This is a genomic window from Marinomonas sp. SBI8L (genome assembly GCF_001624705.1).
Taxonomy (GTDB): Bacteria; Pseudomonadota; Gammaproteobacteria; order Pseudomonadales; family Marinomonadaceae; genus Marinomonas.
This window is the reverse complement of record NZ_JSEO01000002.1, coordinates 35,272-58,892: the sequence shown is the minus strand read 5'-3', so window position 1 is coordinate 58,892 and position 23,621 is coordinate 35,272. Positions and strand designations below refer to the sequence as shown.

The 23,621-nt window shown below is 31.0% G+C and carries 19 protein-coding genes and 1 pseudogene; 4 read left to right on the top strand and 16 right to left on the bottom strand.

Features of this window, described 5'->3' with window-relative positions; all coding sequences use genetic code 11:
• Nucleotides 1-190 precede the first annotated feature (190 nt).
• Together OA91_RS02375 and OA91_RS02370 are read left to right on the top strand one after the other, a co-directional pair.
• On the top strand, nucleotides 191-1,213 hold the full coding sequence (locus OA91_RS02375; RefSeq protein WP_063337000.1) for a hypothetical protein: 1,023 nt from the start codon (nucleotides 191-193) through the stop codon (nucleotides 1,211-1,213).
• A gap of 268 nt (nucleotides 1,214-1,481) precedes the next feature.
• Nucleotides 1,482-2,483 carry a DUF2804 domain-containing protein gene (locus OA91_RS02370; RefSeq protein WP_063336999.1) on the top strand — a complete coding sequence of 334 codons (1,002 nt, stop codon included), beginning with the start codon at nucleotides 1,482-1,484 and terminating at the stop codon, nucleotides 2,481-2,483.
• Nucleotides 2,484-2,513: 30 nt separating this feature from the next.
• Here the strand turns inward: OA91_RS02370 and OA91_RS02365 are convergent, their stop codons facing one another.
• On the bottom strand, nucleotides 2,514-4,109 hold the full coding sequence (locus tag OA91_RS02365) for a sigma 54-interacting transcriptional regulator (RefSeq protein WP_063336998.1): 1,596 nt from the start codon (nucleotides 4,107-4,109) through the stop codon (nucleotides 2,514-2,516).
• Nucleotides 4,110-4,463: 354 nt separating this feature from the next.
• On the opposite strand from OA91_RS02365, the gene megL reads away from it, so the two are divergent.
• Entirely contained in the window at nucleotides 4,464-5,693 is a 1,230-nt protein-coding gene (megL, locus tag OA91_RS02360; protein WP_063336997.1) for a methionine gamma-lyase, read from the top strand.
• 79 nt (nucleotides 5,694-5,772) lie between these two features.
• On the opposite strand, the pseudogene OA91_RS24825 reads toward megL, so the two are convergent.
• Nucleotides 5,773-6,456: pseudogene (locus OA91_RS24825) on the bottom strand (LNS2 domain-containing protein).
• Nucleotides 6,457-6,471: 15 nt separating this feature from the next.
• Nucleotides 6,472-6,747 carry a hypothetical protein gene (locus OA91_RS24520; RefSeq protein WP_231870292.1) on the bottom strand — a complete coding sequence of 92 codons (276 nt, stop codon included), beginning with the start codon at nucleotides 6,745-6,747 and terminating at the stop codon, nucleotides 6,472-6,474.
• Between the two features lie 356 nt (nucleotides 6,748-7,103).
• Here OA91_RS24520 and OA91_RS02350 point away from each other — a divergent pair, with 356 nt between their 5' ends.
• Nucleotides 7,104-7,682, top strand: a complete 579-nt coding sequence (locus OA91_RS02350; RefSeq protein WP_063336996.1) for a hypothetical protein — start codon at nucleotides 7,104-7,106, stop codon at nucleotides 7,680-7,682.
• A 297-nt stretch (nucleotides 7,683-7,979) separates the two neighbouring features.
• Here the strand turns inward: OA91_RS02350 and wecA are convergent, their stop codons facing one another.
• The 13 genes from wecA to OA91_RS02290 form a co-directional block, all read right to left on the bottom strand.
• Nucleotides 7,980-9,047: a UDP-N-acetylglucosamine--undecaprenyl-phosphate N-acetylglucosaminephosphotransferase gene (wecA, locus tag OA91_RS02345; protein ID WP_063336995.1), complete on the bottom strand. Its 1,068-nt coding sequence runs from the start codon at nucleotides 9,045-9,047 to the stop codon at nucleotides 7,980-7,982.
• A 364-nt stretch (nucleotides 9,048-9,411) separates the two neighbouring features.
• On the bottom strand, nucleotides 9,412-9,639 hold the full coding sequence (locus OA91_RS24515; RefSeq protein WP_231870291.1) for a hypothetical protein: 228 nt from the start codon (nucleotides 9,637-9,639) through the stop codon (nucleotides 9,412-9,414).
• Nucleotides 9,640-10,036: 397 nt separating this feature from the next.
• The gene (locus OA91_RS02335; RefSeq protein ID WP_063336994.1) at nucleotides 10,037-11,041 is read right to left on the bottom strand and encodes an NAD-dependent epimerase; all 1,005 of its coding nucleotides are present in this window, start codon (nucleotides 11,039-11,041) and stop codon (nucleotides 10,037-10,039) included.
• Nucleotide 11,042: 1 nt separating this feature from the next.
• Nucleotides 11,043-11,861, bottom strand: a complete 819-nt coding sequence (locus tag OA91_RS02330) for a glycosyltransferase (RefSeq protein ID WP_063336993.1) — start codon at nucleotides 11,859-11,861, stop codon at nucleotides 11,043-11,045.
• Nucleotides 11,854-12,987, bottom strand: a complete 1,134-nt coding sequence (locus OA91_RS02325; protein WP_063336992.1) for a glycosyltransferase — start codon at nucleotides 12,985-12,987, stop codon at nucleotides 11,854-11,856. Before OA91_RS02325 ends, OA91_RS02330 begins: the two co-directional genes overlap by 8 nt.
• A 1,820-nt stretch (nucleotides 12,988-14,807) precedes the next feature.
• Complete coding sequence (locus OA91_RS24820; RefSeq protein ID WP_082827751.1) at nucleotides 14,808-14,939, bottom strand: asparagine synthase-related protein; 132 nt, start codon at nucleotides 14,937-14,939, stop codon at nucleotides 14,808-14,810.
• A gap of 950 nt (nucleotides 14,940-15,889) precedes the next feature.
• Nucleotides 15,890-16,978 (bottom strand): glycosyltransferase family 4 protein, encoded by a 1,089-nt coding sequence (locus tag OA91_RS02320; protein WP_197477713.1) that lies wholly within the window; start codon nucleotides 16,976-16,978, stop codon nucleotides 15,890-15,892.
• Nucleotides 16,968-18,044, bottom strand: coding sequence for a polysaccharide pyruvyl transferase family protein (locus OA91_RS02315; RefSeq protein ID WP_063336990.1), 1,077 nt, complete (start codon nucleotides 18,042-18,044; stop codon nucleotides 16,968-16,970). Before OA91_RS02315 ends, OA91_RS02320 begins: the two co-directional genes overlap by 11 nt.
• Before the next feature lie 48 nt (nucleotides 18,045-18,092).
• Nucleotides 18,093-18,905 carry a glycosyltransferase family 2 protein gene (locus tag OA91_RS02310; protein ID WP_063336989.1) on the bottom strand — a complete coding sequence of 271 codons (813 nt, stop codon included), beginning with the start codon at nucleotides 18,903-18,905 and terminating at the stop codon, nucleotides 18,093-18,095.
• A gap of 1 nt (nucleotide 18,906) precedes the next feature.
• A complete protein-coding gene (locus OA91_RS02305) occupies nucleotides 18,907-20,682 on the bottom strand; it encodes an ABC transporter ATP-binding protein (protein WP_063336988.1) in 1,776 nt (591 codons plus the stop codon).
• Nucleotides 20,672-21,685 (bottom strand): hypothetical protein, encoded by a 1,014-nt coding sequence (locus tag OA91_RS02300; RefSeq protein WP_157203771.1) that lies wholly within the window; start codon nucleotides 21,683-21,685, stop codon nucleotides 20,672-20,674. The genes OA91_RS02305 and OA91_RS02300 overlap by 11 nt, the downstream gene beginning before the upstream one ends.
• Before the next feature lies 1 nt (nucleotide 21,686).
• Nucleotides 21,687-22,106, bottom strand: a complete 420-nt coding sequence (locus OA91_RS02295; RefSeq protein ID WP_063336986.1) for an adenylyltransferase/cytidyltransferase family protein — start codon at nucleotides 22,104-22,106, stop codon at nucleotides 21,687-21,689.
• Entirely contained in the window at nucleotides 22,103-23,620 is a 1,518-nt protein-coding gene (locus tag OA91_RS02290; RefSeq protein WP_063336985.1) for an asparagine synthetase B family protein, read from the bottom strand. The genes OA91_RS02295 and OA91_RS02290 overlap by 4 nt, the downstream gene beginning before the upstream one ends.
• Between the last annotated feature and the right edge of the window lies 1 nt (nucleotide 23,621).

Genomic DNA, 23,621 nt, shown 5'->3' with positions numbered 1-23,621 from the left:
TTTTTTAAAAACCTAAAGTTAGAATCCATTTCAAGTTTTTATTATCTTTACACTATTTTTGAACAGATAAACAGGTGAACAACTGGTGCATTTTTAGTTCGACCAGTTGCATTTTTTGCAACTTCCGCCCATTAGTATACTTGATTAAACTCCATTTCTTTGTTTTATAAGAGCCTTTGAAGAGTTTATGATGAGCAAAGCCATTCCATTACATTTAGGCGAGTCTGCAATTAAGCATGCCCCTGTCATTTGTTTAGATAATAATACTCAATGCATTCCTCAGCATTATTTACGATATCAACATACGCTTGCTTCGATTGAAAAACTGATTCAAGAAATTCAGTTTGATACTGAATACCCTATTTTTGTTTGCGAAGATAAGTCTGGTCTCTATCTACAGGTTGGTATTATTGGCTATGACAATTATTTAAACCAAGAAAATCAGCAACATTACAAAATTGTATACGGCCGTAAATGGCGTATTGAGCCACAGCTACCCAGCTCTGAAGTGATCCAAACAGCCTTTTTAGGTTTAAAAAAAGCCCGAGAGCATGAGATTCGTGAGCTCTTTAGGCTATCTCACCAGGATAAAACCAGCACTCCTTTTAATAGTCATCACGATCTTCCTTTATTAAGCCATGCCCTATCAAATAAGACTGATAAGCATGCGCTTGGACTGAATCAGCAAATAATTCAAAGCGCGCTTGCAAGAATTCAATATGATCATGGTTGCTTTAGACTAGTTAACTTTGAAGAGAGACAAGTAACTCATCAAGCCCAAGTAAAATTGCAATACCTTGTTGATTTGACCTTCATTGCCACCGATAAAAGCAAATTAGCCGAATTATCAGCCACCCCTTTTACACTCATACTAGATGAAGCAAACATTCATTTGTTACATCATTATTTAATGCAGTATTTGATTCAGCTTAGCGATAGATATCTAGATGAAAACTTTACTTTCAGAGGTGTTAATCGCTTTAGTTGGCAGCATGATATTGATTTAATTGGAGAGCTTTCTATTCAAGCAAGAGATAAACAGGCAAGCCTAAAAGACCCTAATCTTGCTGATGAAGTTAAGCTTAATAACTATGAAACAGACAAAACTCGCGTCCCTCACCTCAACAATAGTGATTTTGGTATGAGGCTTAAAGAGCGGCTACAAGGTTTTAAAGGCTTAGAGGGTATATTACCTGTTAATTTGGCCTATTAGCAATTTGAAAATTTAGCAATAGAAAGTACTGCATTCAAGTAAATTGCCATTAAACGCATCCATATAGGATACAGTACTTATTTTAGTCAAAAGTCAGCCATAAATGAGCGCCTTATAGCAAACTATAAAGGTAATGTATCCATAGCTTATCTGAAATGAGTTTTGCTATTACAGGTATGTATAAATTGAGCAGTTGAACTGAATAATTGATTTTTATATTAGTAAAAGACACTATAACAATGACTAATAATTATTCAGGGACGTTTCAATGTCATATTTGGTTAACAGTAAAGGACAAATCGAATTCGGCTACACAAAAGCGAAAGAGATTAACCATCTTGATTATGACCTCAGAAATGCCATGGATAAACCGCTTTCTCATTGGCGGAAAAAGTTTAAGTTTAATCAGTTCCAATTCATTTCAATCAAGTGCGATGACTTTATCATGGGGATGGCTATTGTTGATTTAAAATATGCCAGCAACTGCTTTGTATACCTTTACCACATCGAGAAACAAACTTTTGAGGAGTTTGATTTCATTCAGCCATTTAGCCTTAAAACAAGAATGTCTTCTCATCCCAACAAAGGATTTTCAAGCATATCTAAAGCGGATAATTTTTTGCAGTTTGAAGCAAAGCATCAAGCTAGATATATTACCTTGAGATTAAAGAATGGCCTTAGTTTAGAGGCTATCATTGATGAAACAAACTCAGACAAAGCCCTTAATCTGTGCTCTAAAGCAGGCTATAACGGTTGGGTTTATACTCAAAAATTGACTGCTCGCCCTGTTCATGGGCAATTAAACTGGCAATCAAAAAGTTACCCTTTAGAAGCAAGAAGAGCTCTAGCAAGCATTGATTGGAGTGCGGGATTTATGCGTAGAGAGACAAGTTGGCACTGGGCTAGTCTCTCTACCTATTTAGAAGATGGTCGTCGACTGGGTTTTAATTTGGCTTCCGGCGTAAATGAAACAGGCTTTAGTGAAAACGCTATCTGGTTGGATGATGAATACTACAAAATTGACATGGTTGATTTCAGCTTTGATCGCTACCAAGAGTCTCAAACATGGCACCTTATATCAAATGATGCAAAGCTCGAACTTAGTTTTGAGAAACAAGGCAAACGCGCTCAGAAGATGAATCTCATTCTAATTGCATCTAATTTCAGGCAGTTTTTTGGATACTTTAATGGCTCCATTAAACTAAATAAGGAAACCATAAAGATTCAAAATGCTATGGGTTTAGTTGAAGACCATTATGCAAAATGGTGATAAATCTAGGAAACGTCTGATTAAATACATTTAATCAGACGTAAAACCGTGCTCTTTAAGCTTCATAGCAATCTTATTGTGAGATACGCCAAGACGCTTTGCTAATTTACGTGTGCTTGGATAAAGCGGGTATAAACGTGATAATAAATCCACCTCAAATTCAGCTTGAGCATTCGCCCAAGTTTTATCATCTTCTGTTCTAATTTCTTGTCCCTGTAACTTATTATCTATGATTGGTTCCCCATCATACTCAAGTCTCAAATGACTTTTTTTGACACTTTTCATTTCTCCAGCAGCTTGAGCGAGGCTTTGCTTAATATCCTTTAAAGAAAGATACTCTCCTTTGTTAAGAGCAACGAGGCGAAACAATATATTTTGTAGTTGTCGAATATTACCAGGCCATGTGTAGGCATGTAATTCAGCAATTGATGCTTCATCAATCAAAGGGGCTGGCATATTAACTTGAATTGCTGCACTTTGAATAAAGTGCTTAGCCAGTAAAGCAATATCATTTCCTCTGTGCCTGAGCGCAGGTAGAACAAGATTCAAAACATTTAAGCGATAATAAAGATCTGCTCGAAAACGACCTTCTTCGATTTGCTGGGGTAGGTTTTGATGAGTGGCACTTATAATTCTCACATTTACTTTGATTTCGCGATTCCCGCCCACACGCCGAAAGCGATAATCTTGCAAAAAACGCAATAACTTAGCCTGAAGATAAACCGACATTTCAGCAATTTCATCTAAGAATAAGGTGCCACCATCCGCAAGTTCTAATAAACCGGGTTTGCCACCTTTTTGCGCACCTGTAAAAGCGCCTGATGCATAACCAAATAATTCACTTTCTAATAAGTGCTCTGGCAAGGCTGCGCAATTTAACGCGAGAAATGCGGCATTTTTCTGTTCGCTTTCTTGATGTAACCCCCTAGCGATTAACTCTTTACCTGTCCCTGTTTCGCCTTGAATTAAAACTGGCAAATGAAGCTGTGCAAAGCGTTTAGTTTGTTGTTTCAAAAGTTTAATCGTTTCAGACTGACCTATTATTTGTTCTAACCCATGCTCCTTTTGTGCCTGCATAAGCGACATTTGCCGCCCTAGGCTATTCATGTCTCTTAGCATCAAGAGTGCACCACGCACTTGGCCTTCTACCAAAACGGGGCTTACCTCTGCAATATGGGCATCTTGCTTGAAGACAATACTTTGCTCCCTTCCTTTACCTTGCAGTAATCCATTAAAGTCTTGATCGATAAACTCACTGATTGAGAGGCCTTCCAGTTTAGTATCTGGTAAATCAATTAAATGGATCGCGGCTTGATTCAAGGCTAAAATATTACCCGCTTCATCGAGGTCAAATATTGGGGTTGGGATACGGTTGAGTAAGGTCCTTAAGTGGTTTTCTCGCCTCTCCTGAGGCATAAGTTCTATTTCGTCGCATGACGTGACACCATCAATTAAGTGCACTTGCTCAATGATAAGGGAAGAGTCTTGATAGCTTTCATTCACATGAACATAAGTAAAGCCAGCCGTTACCTCTATTGCTCGAATATCCCACGCGTACTTAGAGAAAATATGCAATATTTCTTGGCTAATACCTATTCTATCATTCGATCTAATTTCTAAGCGCATTAAACTCACCGCATTCCAACACCAAATGTCATTTAAATATGACAGCGTAATATTAATATTACAATTAAAATGCACTTTAACCAGCTTAATTCTTCCCTTTCACCCACTTTTCCGTATAAATTCTTTATAAAATAAACCCTTACGATTAAAAAACAAAATTCTAATTAGTCTAAACTTTCAAGTGTCACTCTTTTATGACAGAAATAATACATTAAAAACCAAAACAATCTCTAAACCATTGATTAATATAAATTTATATATATTGGCAAGAGAGTTGCTATCTAATAAGGAGATATAAATAAAACAAAAATCATCAGAGATAACAGGTTAACAGTAACCTTAAGGACTATTATCATGGCGAAGAGTAATAATATTGAAACCAAAGCAATTCATGCAGGACGCATAAATGATGAGCAATTTGGTTCATTAGCCACGCCTTTATATCAGACATCAACTTTCATTTTCGAGAACGCACAACAAGGTGCTGACCGTTTTGCCGGAGAAGAAGAAGGCTTTATCTATAGTCGTCTAGGTAACCCGACAACACGTCAATTAGAAATGCGTGTTGCAGCAATGGAAGGTATGGAGGATGCAGCAGCTACTGCAACAGGTATGGGTGCTGTTTCTGGTGCCTTACTAAGTTATTTGCAAGCAGGCGATCACATGATTGCTTCTAAAGCGATTTATGGTTGCTCTTACGCACTCATCAGCCATATGCTGACTCGTTTTGGCATTGAAGTTACTTTTGTCGATATGACTGATATGGATGCGTTCCGTCAGGCAATTAAAGCAAATACCAAGTTGGTTTTTTTAGAAACGCCTATAAACCCCAATATGGTGGTATTAGATTTAGACGCCATCTCAAACATAGCTAAAGAGCATGACCTCATCTCAGTCGTAGATAACACTTTCCTCACACCTATTTTGCAACAACCTAGAGAATTTGGGATTGATATCGTTGTCCATAGTGCTACCAAGTACTTGAATGGCCACGGAGATGTGGTTGCCGGTATTATTTGTGGTACGAGTGAGATGATTAATCACATCAAAATGACTGTACTGAAAGATATCGGCGCAACCATGAGCCCTCACGATGCATGGTTAATATTAAGAGGAATTAAAACCTTACCCATTCGTATGGAGCGCCATTGTCGCAATGCACAAAGTGTTGCTGAGTTTTTAGAAGAAAATAAACACGTCACTAAAGTCCATTATCCAGGCCTTAAGAGTCACTCAGGAAATACATTCATTGGAAAACAAATGAAAGCGGCTGGCGGTGTCATTGCATTTGAGCTTGATACAGACTTAGCAGGTGGCGCTGCATTCATTAATAGCATGAAACTCTTTTCTATTGCGGTAAGCTTGGGCGATGCTGAGTCTTTAATTCAACACCCTGCCTCTATGACTCACTCTCCTTATACTCAAGAAGAACGTTTAGATGCGGGTATCAGTGATGGCTTAATTCGTATATCAGTAGGTCTAGAGCATGAAGATGATTTGATAGCAGATCTTAAGCAAGCACTTGATTTAATTGACACCCGCTTAAACCTTGTAGGAAAGAATCATCAGCAGAACGTTGCCTAATCAAAACTAGAGAAGTTTATCCCCTTATAAGGTTAAAGTTGTAAGGGGATAAGTTTTCACTCTTTATTTACCTTAGTAATTAGTCACAATTTAGCCCAGCAAATTCACTAATTTTGTCAGCAAAGTGATAAGCGTAATCGCCATATACAGCTTGAGTTCCATCCATACCTGCGTTCTCGCCAATAATATAGGTTTCATCAATTGATATGCCAGCATCAGCATAAGCGGCTATATCAGTCGTTGCGTTACCGTAAGCTCTAACAATCTCAATAGACGAGTCATTAATTAACTGATTTAGATATTCAGTTTTATAAGCTTGTGTATTACCTGGTATTGGCCCATCACCATAAGGATTGGTATGTAACTGGCCTTGAGGTAGCGTCATATAATCGAACCATTAGCGGCTATCTTTACCGACCCAATATGGCCTACCTGTTAAATAAATAATTTGATAGCCCTTATCTTTGTATGCTAAGACAGTTTCTTTAGCAAAATAGTGAGGATCGGCTTTATCAACTCCCAGATAATCACCTACAGACTCAAAATCATTAAGCGTTAAAGTACCATCAATATCGAACAAGACCGCTTTACGATTATCACTAACGACAGAAAGGTAACCATCAACACTCGATAGATCCCCTTCCACCACCATACGAATTTGATATTCACCCTCTGGCTTTTGTATTGGAACAAAAACCTTACCATCAGCATCTGTCGTGTAAGTACCTAGATACTGCCACTGATTCATACCACTACCAAAAATATAAGCATGAACATTTTAATCCTCTAAGTCTTTGTGAAAAACACGGCTATAGTCAAATTTACCCACTATTGTTACTGGCTCATCTGCCTTCGCTACTTGGTCATGAATAATATGATAAGGGCTATAGAAACTTGATAACAAAGTGCTCGCAGTATGTTCAAAAGAACGCTCAGCAGGGTAAGTAAAGTTGGGAAGTGCATCCAACACTTCATAATCTGGACAGCTTTCCGCATTAACAAGATGTGAACCGACTATCGTTAAGGCTAACAGTCCATGTCGTAATTTGAGCATTAGTCATTCTCCTTCGTTTTTTGAAAGAAAACCCTAATATAAAACCCCATGCATCAGCCATAGATTGACAAAGCTATTTCAAAAAGATCATTTAATGAGCCTAAAAATCAAAACTAGCCCACAATTCTCTTAGCAAGAAACGCTAAAAATCTTGTAAATTTATTCAGTCAATGGAAATAAAAAGTATCGAACTTGAATTCAGGAAGTGATTTCAAATTAAGAACCGCTAAATATACAAGGCTGGCGCGCTCTGGCTCAAATGAAAAGTTAATGCCATAAAAGTGTCACCTCTTTGACACAAAAGCTTAATAAGAACTTTGTAACATCTTTGTCATTATTTAACTAGGAAGACTAAAATGAAACGAACTCTTATTAACCTTTCATGTGTACTTGGTACTAGCTTAATTTTAACGGCTTGCGGCACAAGCTCTGTCGATAATACACTCACTACAAACACTCAAACTGAAGCAGTTGTTTCTCAAAACAACGAAGACTTATACCAAGTTGATCACGAAGGTCGCATCTATTTCTTCGATGATTTTGCTACTTACCAAACCTTCCTACAAGTTGGTGAGACTGCCTATAGAAAAGTACGCATTGGTGAAGGCCCTAGAGGTGAAACTATCGTATTTGGCCTAACTAACGAAGACAAAAAGAAAACCCAAGGTATCGCCTCAGTTGACATGTACGACGGCAAGCTTGAAGGTTCAGCTGGTTTTTATGGCGAGACTCGCACTGAAGAAGGTAGAATCTATGTATTCTCATCTTTAGAAGAAATGACAACTGCTCGCGTAGTAGGTGAAGTACCTTTACGCTTTACTCAAATCGGTGCAGGACCTAAAGGCGAAACCGTTGTTTACGCTTTAAATAGCCAGAACAAAAAAGTAAAACCTGAAACTTTGATTCAAGCATTTAAAGCTAAGAACCAGCTTTAAGAATTAATAATTATTAAGGCGCTTTAATGAGAGCGCCTTAATACCAAATACATTTCAAACACTTCTAACCGCATTCAAAAAATTATTTCCATTCAGCCTTAAAAGCAAGCATCAAAGTTCAGTAACTAGTTTTAAATAAGTAGTTAACTCTGAAAAAATACTTATCAAATAAATATTTCCCTCTTGTAACTTCTTAAGTTTACACAATTAAATTAAGTGATCATAAATAAAAAACCAACTAATAAATATTATTAACTGGTTCATAAGAGTGTTTATAAAGACTCAAACTCAATGAAATTATTTATTCCTAGTAATAGCCTGTATTATAGAACTTTTAGCGTCACCTTCATAAGATGAAGCTTTAGAAACAATCTTGAGATATACAAAAAAACAAAAAATGAAAGCATAGAACATAAGGCTTTCCGGCAATCCATTAACTTCCCCATAAATTCCAAATGCTGCAAAGCATATCGCAACAAAACAAATAATAAAGAGTGTATGGTTACAATTAAAACCTAAACGTTGAATGATGTGATGTAGGTGTTCCCTATCTGGCTTGAAAGGAGAGTTTCCATTTTTAATTCTTCTAATCATAATGGCAGCCATGTCCATCAATGGTAAAGCAATCAGCCATAAAGCAGTAACAGGCCTTAACGGCGCATCATGCCCATTCTGAGAAGATAGAAGTAAGAACCAGATAACCGTAAAGCCAATAAACATACTACCAGCATCACCCATGAACACTTTACGCTTGTGACCAAGAAGACCTAAATTCATAAAGACATAAGGTAAAATTATGACAATTAAAACCATACATAAATATGACATATTACTTTGACCATCTAAACCTAGAATTAAACCTAAGCCACCAAAAGTAACAATCGACAAACCACCTAAAAGCCCATCTATTCCATCAACCATATTAAAAGCATTAATCGCAGCAATAACCGCTATGGTTGTAATAAGGTAACCAGTTACTCCTAAGTCAATATCACCAAAACCAAAAATATTACCAATTGTATGAAGTTGAATATCTGCTATCAACATCATAATCAAAGATAATACGGATTGAATAAAAAACCTTAACTTGTAACTGACATCAAACTTATCATCAAGCACACCTATAAAAACTAAGAACATCATTGATAACAAATAAACTGTTGAATCAATCAAGTACAAAGGTTTGAAGAGAAGAAACAAAGAGAAAACTAAGAAAATTGATATGCCTCCAACCAAAGGTATAGAGCCTTTATGTTGTTTTCTTAAATTTGGTTTATCTACTAAGCCAATTATTTTTGCAAGTTTTCTTAGTAGAAACAAAGCTAAAAAAGATATAGCAAAAAGCAAAGATATTTCAAAAAACATAAAAATCCATATAAGCAAATGACATAAGATTACAATTAGTCAGAAGATCAATTATAGCAAAGAAAAGTTATATTATTAGCCCTATAACAAAAAATATATTATTAATTAAGTGCTCTTATCTCAATATACCATTAGGGCTGTTTATCTGTCATCGCCAAGTGTCTTGGCACATATCATCAATATTTCTAACCGCTTTCCAATCAAGTTCACATTCTGCTAAGTCTATTGATGCATAACATTAAGCGATATCTCCTTGGCAACGAGGTGATATTTGAAAAGAGATATTTTTTAAAATGCTTCAATGGGCTAATGCCAAGTCAACAACATGTATATAATCTCGCACACCTGTTCCATCTTTAGTACCTTAGTCATCACCAAATACATTTAACGGCTTTAACTTCCCAACAGCAACTTTAGATATAAATGGCATAAGACCCTTTGGGATACCATTAAGATCCTCACCGTTTAATCCACTTTCATGTGAACCAACTGGATTACAATAACGTAATCTAGCAATATTCCAAGAGGTATCTGACTTATGTAAATCAGCAAAAAACTTTTCTAACATCAATTGGAACAGATTCTGGATCACTATAAAAAGTTGCAGAAGAGCTAAAAAAAGTCCTTAACATTATACGCATCAATTGCTTCTAACAAATTAATCGTGGCTGTAATACTGTTTCAACAATATGTTAAAGGAATTTCATTTGACTCACCTACTGCTTTTAAGCATGGAAATGGATCACAGATTGAATTTGATGATTACAAAAGATACGCATTAATAACTCGCTATCAAAAATATCACCTAGATAAAAAAGTAGCTTATTTACCAGTAATTTACTCAATACGTTTCAATAATTCTTTTCTTGAGTTAGACCGGTTATCAAAAACAACAGCTCTAATATTGTATGACCTACCCATGTAATCTGCGCGACTAGCCACTAAAACGGTCATTCAAATTCCTTTAGACACAGATATAAACAGAAAAATTATTTTTTATAGAACTTTTTGTACCATTCAACAAACTCCTTAACACCTTCTTTAACAGTTACTTTTGGTAAGTAACCTGTTGCTTCAAACAAATCTCGTGTATCAGCATAGGTTTGGTAAACATCACCAGGTTGCATATCTCTGAAGTTTTTCTTCGCTTTAATGCCAAGCTCGTCTTCAATCGCCTTAACAAAATCCATTAATTTGATTGGTGAACCATGGCCGATATTATATATAGCATAGGGGGCTGAGCTGCCTGCAGGAGAACCACCTTCTACTTTCCAATCATTATCGCGTTGTGGTACCACATCCGAAATACGTATCACACCCTCAACTATATCGTCTATATGTGTAAAATCACGCCACATATCACCATTGTTGTTGATATCAATGATATCGCCATCAAGGATCTTCTTAGTGAAAATAAACGGAGCCATATCCGGACGCCCCCATGAGCCATACACAGTAAAAAAACGCAAGCCAGTAGTTGGAATATCATATAGATGTGAGTAACTGTGTGCCATGAGTTCATTCGATTTCTTTGTCGCTGCATACAAAGATACTGGATGATCGACAGAATCTAACGTTGCAAATGGTGTTTTTGCATTCAACCCGTATACTGAGCTTGAAGATGCATATACCAAATGCTTCACTTTATTATTACGACACCCTTCAAGAATGTTCAGATGCCCAACTAAATTCGAATCTGCGTACGCATATGGGTTTTCTATAGAATAACGAACTCCAGCTTGCGCTGCCAAGTGAATAACTTGTTCAAATTGCTCAGTTTCAAACAAATTTGCAACACTATCACGATTAGCTATATCTAACTGAACCAATTTAAAATTTCTATCTTGAATACGATTCAAGCGAGCTTCCTTCAAAGCCACATCATAATAGCTATTTAGATTATCAACACCAACAACTTGATGACCTAAAACACATAAACGTGATACGACGCTTGATCCAATAAAGCCTGCAGCACCCGTTACTAAGAATTTCATATTAACGATACTTCCTATAAGAAAATTTTTTAATAAAGCTTGGAGATAATCTTAACCCAAAAAGCAAAAAAACATATATTACATTAGGAACACTAAAACAATTAAGCTTATTCATAGCATAAAATCTACTTAGAATGTCATTAAACGCTTTTTTAAGCCCTCGCCTTTTGTGAAAGTTTTTATCTACTCGAAAGTAAAGCAAAGGTTCATTAATATTGGATAAACAATAACCTTTAGATATTAAGTCTATCCAAAAATAATAATCCTGGGTATTTTTCAATAAATGATTATAACGATTTAAAGGATCATGAAAAACTGAAGTTCTAAACATTACTGTAGGGTGATTTAGTGGACATTTTTTGATCACGTTGGATATAATTAACTTACTATTAGTTTCCATTTTTTTATAAAAAAGATGTTTTCCCATGTCATCAATCTCAATTACATCACTACCTACTAAGTCTATATTTTCATGGCTTTCAAGAAAGGATACTTGTTTTTGAAAACGATCTTTATGACATATATCGTCTGCATCCATTCTCGCTAAATAAGTATAATTATTTTTAAGAGAATTATCTATAATTGTATTTAAGCGATAAGCTAACCCTAAATTTACATCATGGAAATTTAAAAAAATATTTTTAAATTTTGATGAAATTTCAATTAAATAATCATTTATCTCAAAGTCACAAACTCCATCAACTTCAATAAAAAAATCAAAGTCATAGTAACTTTGCTCTAATACACTGTTAATACTCATCTTAATATTACTTAAAATATCACCATGATATATAGACATTGCTACAGCTATTTTAGACATTAGATTTATCTTTTTCTAATAGTTCAATATACAAATCTTGATATTTTTTAGACATAATCGAAGCGCTAAAATTTTTATTTATAACATCAAGACAAGATTTTGATTGTAATTTATAATCTGAGTTTATCATTAAATTAATTTCATTTGAAAATTCACTATCTACATTAAACTTATAGCCTATATTGAGGTTAACATTAAAAAATTCATTATGAGGCTCTATATTAGATAGCAAAACAGGCAAAGAACAAGCCATCGCTTCCAAAACAGCATTTGGTAACCCCTCAGCTTTTGAACTTGACACATAATAATCGGAGATTTTAAGATATTCATGAACATTATCAATTTTTTTGGTAAAAATAATATTCATTCCGTTTGAAAGTCTTTTACATTCATTTAACAAATTACCATTTCCTATAAAAACCAAATAATGTTTATCATTCATTTTCAAAAAATTAGTAAAAGAATTGATTATATTAATTGGATTTTTTCTTTCAGACAAATGACCTGTTGTTACCCATACTATAGCATTTTTAGGTATATTAAGTTTATTTCTCATTTCAACTTTATTTTCAAAGCTTAATGGGTAATAAGTAGTATCATCCACACCATTTTGAATACTTATAGTATTTTTAAACAAAAAATTTTCATTAAGATTTTTAGTTACCGCCTTAGAAACCCCAACACAAAAATCAATTTTATTCAATGAGGAAATATGATTCTTTGTCAATAAAGCTCCAAGAATTTTACCATAAGTCATTCTATAGTCTAATTGTGGAAAATTTCTCAAAGTTGAAATCTTTACAAATGAGCCTAAAAGAGAAGAAGATAAGCTATCAGCTCTAACACCTTGACTGTGAATAATATCAGGAATAAACACTTTTAACTGTTTAAGAAGTTTTCTGCGCAAAAAAAATATTCCCTTTATCCTAGATAATTCTAAGCTTATTACAGTTATTTTTTTATTCTTGAATTTATGAATCAAACTATTATTACTTTCAGGTGAAAGGGTTATTACAATACATTCAAATTTATCACTATTCAAGTTTGTAATAATATTAAACAATTGATTTGTTGGACCCGAGTTTTTAAGAGTAGAACATAAATAAAGGATTTTAATTTTATTCATTAAAGGTCTCACTAATTTTTTAAAAATTAATCAAAGAAAAGTTTGAAATATTTCATACATAATATCATAATAAAAAAGAAATAATTTATATAATACTAAATTCAATCAAAACTCTTCTAGATTAGAAAATTCAAATAAAAACATAAAAAAAATAAATAGATCTCTATAAAAACTATTGATATAATTTTTCATTAGTATGATAACAAGATTCTATATATTTTTATTGAGATTTTTGTGTATAAATTTCAACTAAAAGTCATTGAGAAGTTGTAAAATCATAATGCGCCTTAAAATTTGATAAAAAATTTAATTCGGCTATATTTTAAACTTAAGTTCTTATATCAAATAAAATTTACACTCGTTTATAAAATCAATACTCTTCATTAAGCCCCACTCATTAAAGTTTGCGTATAACTAAATAAATATTACTAAAATAATCCATTATTATCCAGATAATTAATTGTCATTTTTTTATATCGACATTCACTTCTAGTATTTTTTATTAATCTAACATTTTGCTCAAAGTGCTTTTAATAACCTAAGATGGAGAAGTTATTGATATTTAAAATAGTTTTAATATCAAGACTATTTTAAATTCATTAGTTAACTCAGAACCACCTAAAAAACAATTGAGTATAAATATCATATGTGATTTAGTGTTTTGTTTAAACTGTACATTAAATATTTATTTAATTAAAATAATTGAAATCAATATCAATATCAATATAAAATCCAAATATATAAGCCTACCAGTTCAAATAATTGATAAATTACGAAATATAAAAAATAGATTACGGAATTAATTTCTCAATTAAAATATAATATGTAAATTGCCTTTTAGAACTGAAAGGTTAAGAAAATTAAAGTTCATTTTGAATAAGTAATGATCAACACCTACCCTTTCCATGAGAGATTTCTAAGAGTGCAAATTATGGAAAAATCAGTTTTAAACTTGTTAAAAGAAAAGAGATCATCTTTATTTTCAAATAACTAAAACAATAAGAAAATATAAAGATCTTCCTCTAAAAATTATGCTGTTATCTTCTGAAATCGGTTAAAGGAAACAGAAATAATAACATAATAATTTTATAAAAATCAAAGCTTCTATATTCTATAACTTAATATATCAAAAAATCATTTCAACTATTAATCTTAAAAAAGCGTATTAACAATGATTTTTTAATAGCTAAAACAGATACATACTTGTTAAGTTCAACTCTAGATTAAATGCACTACAGAATAATTATATGTTAGGTAACTCGTTAAATATAGTTTGTGTCAGCACGATAAAAGAAACAACTTTTACAAATAAAGTTTTCATTTTTAGAAATACTTTGTAATTCTTCCAAGAAACTGAATAACCATTAAAAAGTTAGTTTTTAGTTTAGAACTAAACTAATGCAATTATTACAAGTTAGATCAAGTATCATTATTTCATAAAAACATATCAAATAGATATCATTTCAGAAAACTATCATATTAAAACGATTAATAATAAATCTTTTGTTCTAAATTAAAGACGATTACAAATATTTGTTCGATAAATTAAAGAATAAATGCTATTGACAGTGAATCGCTTTTAATGATTACAACTAGATATAATATTAAATCAAACACTTTTCTTTAGGAAAAAATTACACCCAGTTGACCTATTGATTTTTTTCATACCAAACCTAGAACATCAAAATATTCCATAGTATACACTGCCAATCACTCTTATCTGACTGGTGCTCTTCACATAACTCTGAAACAGGATCAAAAAAAACCTCCATACGTAATCTATCTTCTTTAAGTAATACTGAGGACTATTCTTTTAAAGGTCATCTAAGCCAAGCTCCAATTAGTATTCCAAATCTCATGTTAGAACGTTCAAGTAATTTTTTAGGCATGTATTGATACAATACTTCTTTTAGACACCATTTTGTTTCATTATTCCTAAACTTGTAATCAATAGGAAAAGTCCAAGTAAACTCAACAACATTATGATTTAAAAAAGTATCCGACTCTCAAGAGACACAGCCATAGAATCCCTGTTTACTTTAGCTAGAATATCATCAGGTAAATAACTTACAGAATCTAATGTCATTATTTTTTCCCAATAAGATAGTAGTAATAAAGAAAAAACGTTACGATCTTAATATTTATAATGTCAAATAAACCAACTGACTCTGCATATTTTGAATTTGAGTAATTAATTACTTTTAGAGATAAACGCCCCATACTAGGAATATTTGAAAGGATAAAACTAGTAACGCCAACAAAGCTAGAAACAAATGATATTAGAAGCATCAAATATAATTTTTCCTTTGTAACTTTAAAAAAATGAAAAATTAAAATATATGACAGCGCTGCAATATGAAACATACTTGCAAAAAAGATAATTAAAAGCGTTTAGAAATACTCTTTATTATGTATTTTAAAAACTAAAAACAAACTAATAGCACATGCAATCGCATCTTTTACTTGATTCATATCTCGGTAAAAATAATCATGAACAAAAAACAGAAGTAACATTAAAAATAAATATTTTGAATACCTATAATAATTTATAAGAGCAAAAGCAGTTAATAATAATGAAACACCTAAAAAAATAGAAATATATAATCATTCTAAAAATAACGAATTACAGTAACAAAAGCTGTATATCCTGGCTCCATATATACCGAGCTAAAAGAGTAAATAAACTCTCCTGTAAACCAATAACTAATATCAGGAATACTACGATATTTTTCAATATATGAAAAAACATCTGTACCAACACTTTTATATCCAAGAGCCGAAAATAAAAAAGAACTATAAATATTAATATAAAGAAAAATTTTTTATTCTTATTTAAACCTTTAACAAAAGGTGTTAAAGAAACTAATGACAAAACAATAAATACATATAAGTACAGAGCTATTTATAATATGGCCTTTATAGATGACAAATGCAGAGCATTAATAAACTCTTTAAAATCAGATTTTTTAAAATATTTATATTCTCTATTTATAAATATATCTAAACACTGTTCTTTATTCTCAACCAAAAAACCTGTCTTGTTATTATTAATTGTTTCAATTACCCCATACTTTTTATAACCAACGGCTGGACAATAGCAGGCTTGAGCCTCTAAATAGACCAAACCAAATGATTCTTTATAGTTAGAAAGGAGCCAAAAAACATCCGCATTATTATATTGGTATATAAGATCATTCCTATCAATTTTTCCAACAAATTTTATATATTCATTCATCTTATCTTTATTAATCAAATTGACTAAAGCGCTTTTAAAACTACCATCACCTACTATTGTCCATTGAAATGTATTATCTAAAGAAATCAATTTTTTAAATATCTCATACATCTCCAAAAAGCCTTTGCCTTTTTCAATTCTGCTAACAGTTAATATAACCTCTTTGTTTTTTGTCTTTTCTATTTTTGTAGGTTTATTTGATAAAGGAAAAAATGGCGATCCCAATTTTGAATAATGCACAAATATCTTTTTCGCATCATTAAAAGGGGTTTCATTTAATATTTTACTTTTCATGTAATTACTAACAGCAATTATTTTACCAACTTTATTTAATGCTTTATTATAAAAAAATTTCAGGAGTGTAATTCTTTGATATATATCGGGTGAGTCATAAATTATCTCCGGTTCAGATCCATGTAAAATCAATGTTGATTTACTCAGGTCTTCCTCTGAAAAATAAAAACCAGCAACATAAGCTGCAACCATATCATTAAGAATTATATAATCATAATCATTTAATTTAACTTTCATTAAAGCAAAAACGTATGGTAACAAATATACCTTAGGTATATATTCAGCTCCTATAATTCTAATATTTTTTAGAGAGTTTGGGTAAGATTTTTCTTTTTTTGTTAATAAAGTAACATTAAAACCAGCCTGATATAATTCATTACAATATTGCAACCCTACAACACCTGCCCCCCCCCCTAAAGGTGGAAGTTCGTGAGAGAAAACTAAAACTTTATTATTTTTCAAAATATTCTTCTTCGATAATTTTTTTGAATTTATTCTCAATTTCATCCTGCATAAATTCAAGTGAAATATTACTTTCAATCATATTTTTAAATTCAATTAATTTTTCAGATACAGGATATACAACAATATCCTTATTATGTGTAATTGCCAATATAAGTGCATGCATTCGGGCAGAAATAACTAATTCACTTTTACTAATAATTGTAACCAAAACATCGAGTTGGTCTGTATCAAGCATTTCTAATTTTATACTATATTTATGATTAACATAATTGATAAATTCAAGTGATGCTTTCTTATCATCTTCAGTAGTATAAAATAATTTGACATCTTTTAAAGAAACATTTGATTCTGAAAGCAAACTAATCCATGTTTCATAAAAATCATATTTAGAAAGAGGCTCATCCTTAGCATATTTTTTATAAACATCATATGAAATAACCCCAAGCAAAGAGCTATATTCATTTTCTTCTACACTTTCGAAATTTATTTTATTGTGAATAAATGCTAAATCATAAATAAAACCACTGTCTAATTTGAATATTTTTTCTAAAGTTAATTGTGATTCTTTATCTCTTAGGTAAATTCTCGTTACAAATCGCAAAGAGCATTTAAAAAGAAGTTTATCTAAAAAATTGAATTTATCACCTAATCCAACACCCAAAATTGTAATATTATTATTCCCATAAATTTTTAAAAGCAAAACCCAAATAAACATAGCAAAAGAAAATGTATCATTCGAAAGAACTAATTGACCGCCACCAATAATCACATGATCGTACTTTTTTCTAGAAACCTTCAAAATACGGGTAAAGTTAAGTATTAACCATCTTAACTTTACAGGTAAAAGACGCAAAAGTAAGAATATATTACTAACATTCTTATTTTGAATATTTTCAATAGAAGCTATTTTCATTGGTTGATCTAATTTTTTAGAAAAATCATGAAATACAATATTATGGATATTATTTGATTTTAGTAAGAAATGTATACTTTCATTAATTGCTTGATCTCCAAGGTTATCAGAATAACCTTCATTTAAAACTAAAATGAGTTTCTTATCCATGCATTATCACTGCTTTATTTATTTAGGTTAAAAACTGAACTTTAATAATCATTTAAATATAATTTTATTAAGTGTTCGAAGACTTTTTTTGGATCGCAAAAACTCTAATAGATTTATAAATCTAAAATTTAATTTATCAATTAAAGTTAGATTTTTACATTTAGAATATGCGAGCATTCTGCAACGCTTTTTATATAGAAAGAAAGATTTTAACTTACTATCATCATATAATGATTGTGATACATTTGAGTTATGATGCCTATAATATGAAAATGTTTTTTCTGAATACTTTATTCTACCAATTGTTGATAAATTTATATAATACAACCACTCTCCATATAAATCGTATGATGAATCCCAACCACCAATACTTTTAAATGAATCTGTTCGATGCATCATACCAACAATACTTATAAAATTATTCTTAGCCAATTCATAATGGATTCTGTCGGTCTTTAACAATTGCAATTCATTATTCTTGGTGTAATCAAAAACAACACCTTCTCCATTAATTATTTTACTATTACAATGTATTGCAACTACATCATCTTCAAATTCATTTAACATAATTGTAACATGATCATTTGACAAGATGTCATCATGCCCTAAATAGATAAAAAAATCACTATTGTCATCTAAAATTACTTTATTAATATTTCTTGGTAACCCATAGTTCTTAGTGTTTTTTATAATAGTTATATTATCACAAAATTTTTCTAATAATTTTAAAGTATTATCTTTAGAGTTATCATCTATTACAACTACACTTAAATTTTTATGTGTTTGGTTCAAGCACGATTGAATAGTTTCAATAATAAATTTTTCTGCATTGTATGTAGGTACAACAATTGTAACTTTCATACTACTCACTAACACTCTCCGTTTTATTATTTTCTACCAAACTTTTAAATTCATGACAAGATTTCAAAATCATATCATAACAACCTTCAGCTACAATGCTGCCTTTTTCCATAAAAATAATATTATCAACAAAACTCAATGTGTCGAGTTTGTGCGTTATCATAATAATAGTTTTAAATTCAGATAATTCTTTTAGTGAATTTAAAATTTTAGTTTCTGTTTTTGCATCTAAAGCACTAGTGGCTTCATCAAGTATTATAATATCTTTATTGCGATATAAAGCTCTGGCAAGGCCAATTCTTTGCTTTTGTCCACCACTTAATTGTGAACCATTTTCACCAACATTTGTATCAATGCCTAGTGTCAAATCAGATATAAGGCCTTCTAACTCCGCTTGTTGACAGACTTTATTTAACATAGAATCATCAACTACACCATTATAACCTAGTGTTATATTTTCTTTAATTGTCCCATCAATTAAATGAACATTTTGTGGCACATAAGAAAAAAAAGGTTTTCTGTTTTCTATTGGTATACCATCAATAAAAATAAATCCAGTAGAAGGATTAATTAAACCAAGCAGTAAATCAATTAATGTTGTTTTACCAGATCCAGATAAGCCAGTTATGGCTAAAATACTATTAGAATTGATATTAAAATCAATACCTCTTAAAACCTTTGTGTTTGTTTTTGGATATGAGAATGTAACATTTGAAACAGATATTGATGATTTAAATGAAACATTATCTTTTTTTTCCACTGTTAAAAAATCAGTATTATAACTAGATATACTTTCAATTGATCTTTCATTAGATCTAATTAAGACCATACTACTATAAATCATTTGCAATGCTGGAAGAGTGCGATACCCCATAAATAAAAACAAAGTCAAAACAGGTAAATATTCATTAATTTTATCGACAAAGACTAAATATAATATTATAAATATCAAACCACCGAAAAGGAAAAACTCTATTATACTCTTTGGAATAATACTGATTGATTGACTTGAAGCAGTCGATGTAGAAATTTGCATGCTATTTTTACTAAACTCATCTACATATTCTTTTTCTAACCCCATCATTTTTGTTTCTTTAATTCCAAAAAAACTTTCATTTAGAAGTTTAAAGCGATTACTATTACATTTTGAAATTTTTTCTCCATTACTACTTAATTTTGACCTCAATATAAAATATATAACTGAATAAATAGATACAATACTTATTATAGATGATAAGGCAATAAAGAGGTTTATATAAGCTAAAACAAAAAATGAAATCATTAAAAATATGATTTTTGAAATTAATCTTAGCATCGGAATAAAAACGTTCTGTGTATAACGAGAAGTTTCTTGTGTAATATTTTTTATTAATTCAGAACTATTACTCTCAACATGGAACAAATAGTTTTTGTGTATATAACTTTCGAACAAAGAAACTGAAACAGTTTTTCCTATATTATTTCCATAAATCAATAATTCACGATTTGAAAATATAGTAAACAAAGAGCTCATGAGTAGCAATATTAATGATGTAAAACCTATTAACATTCTTAATTGATTATTATCAAGTTGATAGTAATCATAAAACCATAAAACATATGTATTTTCCAAAATTTTTTCGATGTCTGTTATTGAAGTAATCAACGGCATTATTGATGAAATACCAACAACTTCCAAAATCGAAGTTAAAACTAACAACATAAGGAGCAATAAAAATTTTTTGTAATTCTTGTCGTTAATTACAAAAAGCAATTTCTTAGTTTTTTTAAAAATCATAACACCATTCTTTTAATTTTGATTCTATCATTCTTATATCATTTAAATAAATACTGTTTTCAGGCTTTAACCAAGTCTGTGTATTTTTAATTGAAACATCAGGGTTAAATTTTTCTTTAAAATTTATGTGCTGTGAATTTTCAAAACCCAAGAAATTAAAAATTTTATCTTTCTCTTCATCGTATTTATAAATGAGATCTTCGAATTGTACTGTTAAAACATTATCATCCAGATCTAATTTTTCTTTTAAATGAACCGATTCATAAAATGATATGAATGTATTGATATCGTTAGTTATTGGATAAGCATTATAATTTTTAGCATCTAAATAAACATCCCTTGGATCTCTATCGACTACAATCTGCTTTAGGTTTTCAAAAAGTAATTCAAATTTATTACGATTATAGGGTAATATTAACTGATCCAAAACAATGCTCTTATTTAAGTCACCAATTAATTCTGAGAATAGTTTTTTGATAAAAGCTTTAGCAAAAAAGTAGCTATCAATATCATGCCTCACAAAATACATGTCTGTTTTTTTTGTAAGGGATCTTATTCTATGTTTTTGTACTCCAAACCTTGCCGAGTATCTCTTTATACGCTCTATAAATACTTCAAAAAAATTTCTTTCATGATAGTCGTGATAAAACCAATAACCATTCCAAGTTGTATCAATTATTTCACTTAGAAATTCATCCCTATATTTAAAAAATTTATTGTTAAATAGAATGTCTAATCTTTCTCCAAACTGAAAATAGTGAGGGTCTCTACCAATAATATCCGTGTATTTAATAAAACGCCTAACAAATGCATCACTCCTTACCCATCCCCATGAATTGGTTAAATTTGAGCATAAGTCTTCTAGTCCATCTGGGTCTTGGATAAATCGAAACTCACCTCCAACAACATGACATGAAGTTAACTCTTCTAATAAATTAACAACTGCACTAGAGCCTGTAGACCCATAACCAGCTACTGAGATATATTTTAATTCTTTATTCATTTTAAATTTCATCACGAAGCTTAATTAAGGTGTTATTTAATAGTGTTGAAGACGTACCTTTTGTATATGGGAAATAAACTATTTCAACTCCAACATCTTTAAATTTTAATTCTAGCTCTTGCCACTTTTCAGTTTGAAACCAGTCATCACCAACAAACATTACATTGAACTTTAACTTTTCCCACATTTCAAACTTATTCATATTTTCTTGTGGGACAACAGCATCTACATATTCAATTGATCTTACAATTTCCATTCTCTCTGAGTGACATATAACAGATTGTTTGTTTTTGTAACTAACCAGTTCATCACTTGTTACACCAACTACTAATTTATCGCACATACCTTTTGCATTTCTTAATAAATTTAAATGCCCTATGTGAAATAAGTCAAAAACACCACTTGTATAACCAACAATCATTTTAATACCTTTAAATTTTCTTGAAACCATAAGTCGTATGAAGTTTTATTGTCTGAATTAGTAAACACTTTTCTTAAGTCGACAGGAAAACCAACTTTACTTTCATAGGCAAAATCCTTACCAAGATACTTCATTAACAGCTGTCTCAATGGAGCTTTACCTAGATTTTTACACATCAATTCATCTTTACAATAATTTATTGCGATTTCAAAAATATGATGATTTGCTAACGGTTCTCTTCCTTCCACACCCGCAGCCATTAGCGAAAAATCTAAACGTCTAAATAAAATCGGCATATGATATCGAATAAAAAACCATCTCACAATTTCAAATGTTGTTTTAAATTTTACTAAATCAAATAAGTTAAAAAACTTTTGATATAATTTAGAGTTTTTATCAGGAGGAATGTAACAATATAGACTTAGAAAATCATCTAAATTAAAGTGTTCAGTATTAGCAGCCCAGTTAAATATCCTATCATATCCTCCAAAGAATTCATCCGCACCTTCACCAGAAAGTAAAACTTTAACTCCATCTTTAGATGCAACTTTAGCTAAACGATATAAGAGCACTTCATTTGGTACAGACATTGGTTCGCCGCGTAATTTTAATAAATAATTAAAACTTTCTAAATACTGTTCGTTATTACATTCTACTATAGTTAAATTATCAATTTCTTTTGATTTTAAATATTCAATATCAGCATCACCAGGAAAACCAATTGAATAAAAACTATCAAATGAACCTAATTCCTTAAGTAAATTACTATCTATACCTCTACTTAAAAGTAACCCTACAGGGGTATCAGCGACTAAACGGCTTGAAATACTTTTAACTATAATATCTTCTAATTCTTTCTCTGAATTATTTTTATATGATTCTAAAATAAAATCCTGACAATCAAAATAAGTGCCGCTAATCAAACAACTTCCAGGTATTACTGAGTTAACACCTTCAAAAAAAGAACCTGAAAAGATTGGTGATCTTGTCGCATAATATTCACTAATAGCATTCTCATTAACTTTAGTATTAAATAATTCCTTGAATACTCGTGGCTCTGAAGCTATGGTTATGTACCCAGAATCCTCATAATAAAACAATGGCTTTACACCAAACCTATCACGACAAATTTTTTTCACCGCACCTAATTCATCAATATAAACAAATGCAAAAAAACCATCCAACTCATTAACGTTTAATTTTTTTGATGCTAGCAAATCACTAAGTAGTTTTGAATCGCTGAAATATTCCTTATTAAAATATTTTAAACCTAACTCCTTGTAGTTTAATATTTCACCATTAAATACTAAAACCCCTCCCATATTATCAAAAACAGGTTGATTTTCTTGTTCCGAAACATCAATTATTGACAATCTAGAATGATAAAGTGACCATTTATGATGAAAAACTAGACCTGAAGATGAATCAGGACCTCTAAATTTTAAGCAGGCTGATATTGTCGAAAGTGAACTTGCATTTACACTTGGATTATTAGATACAAATAAACCACACATA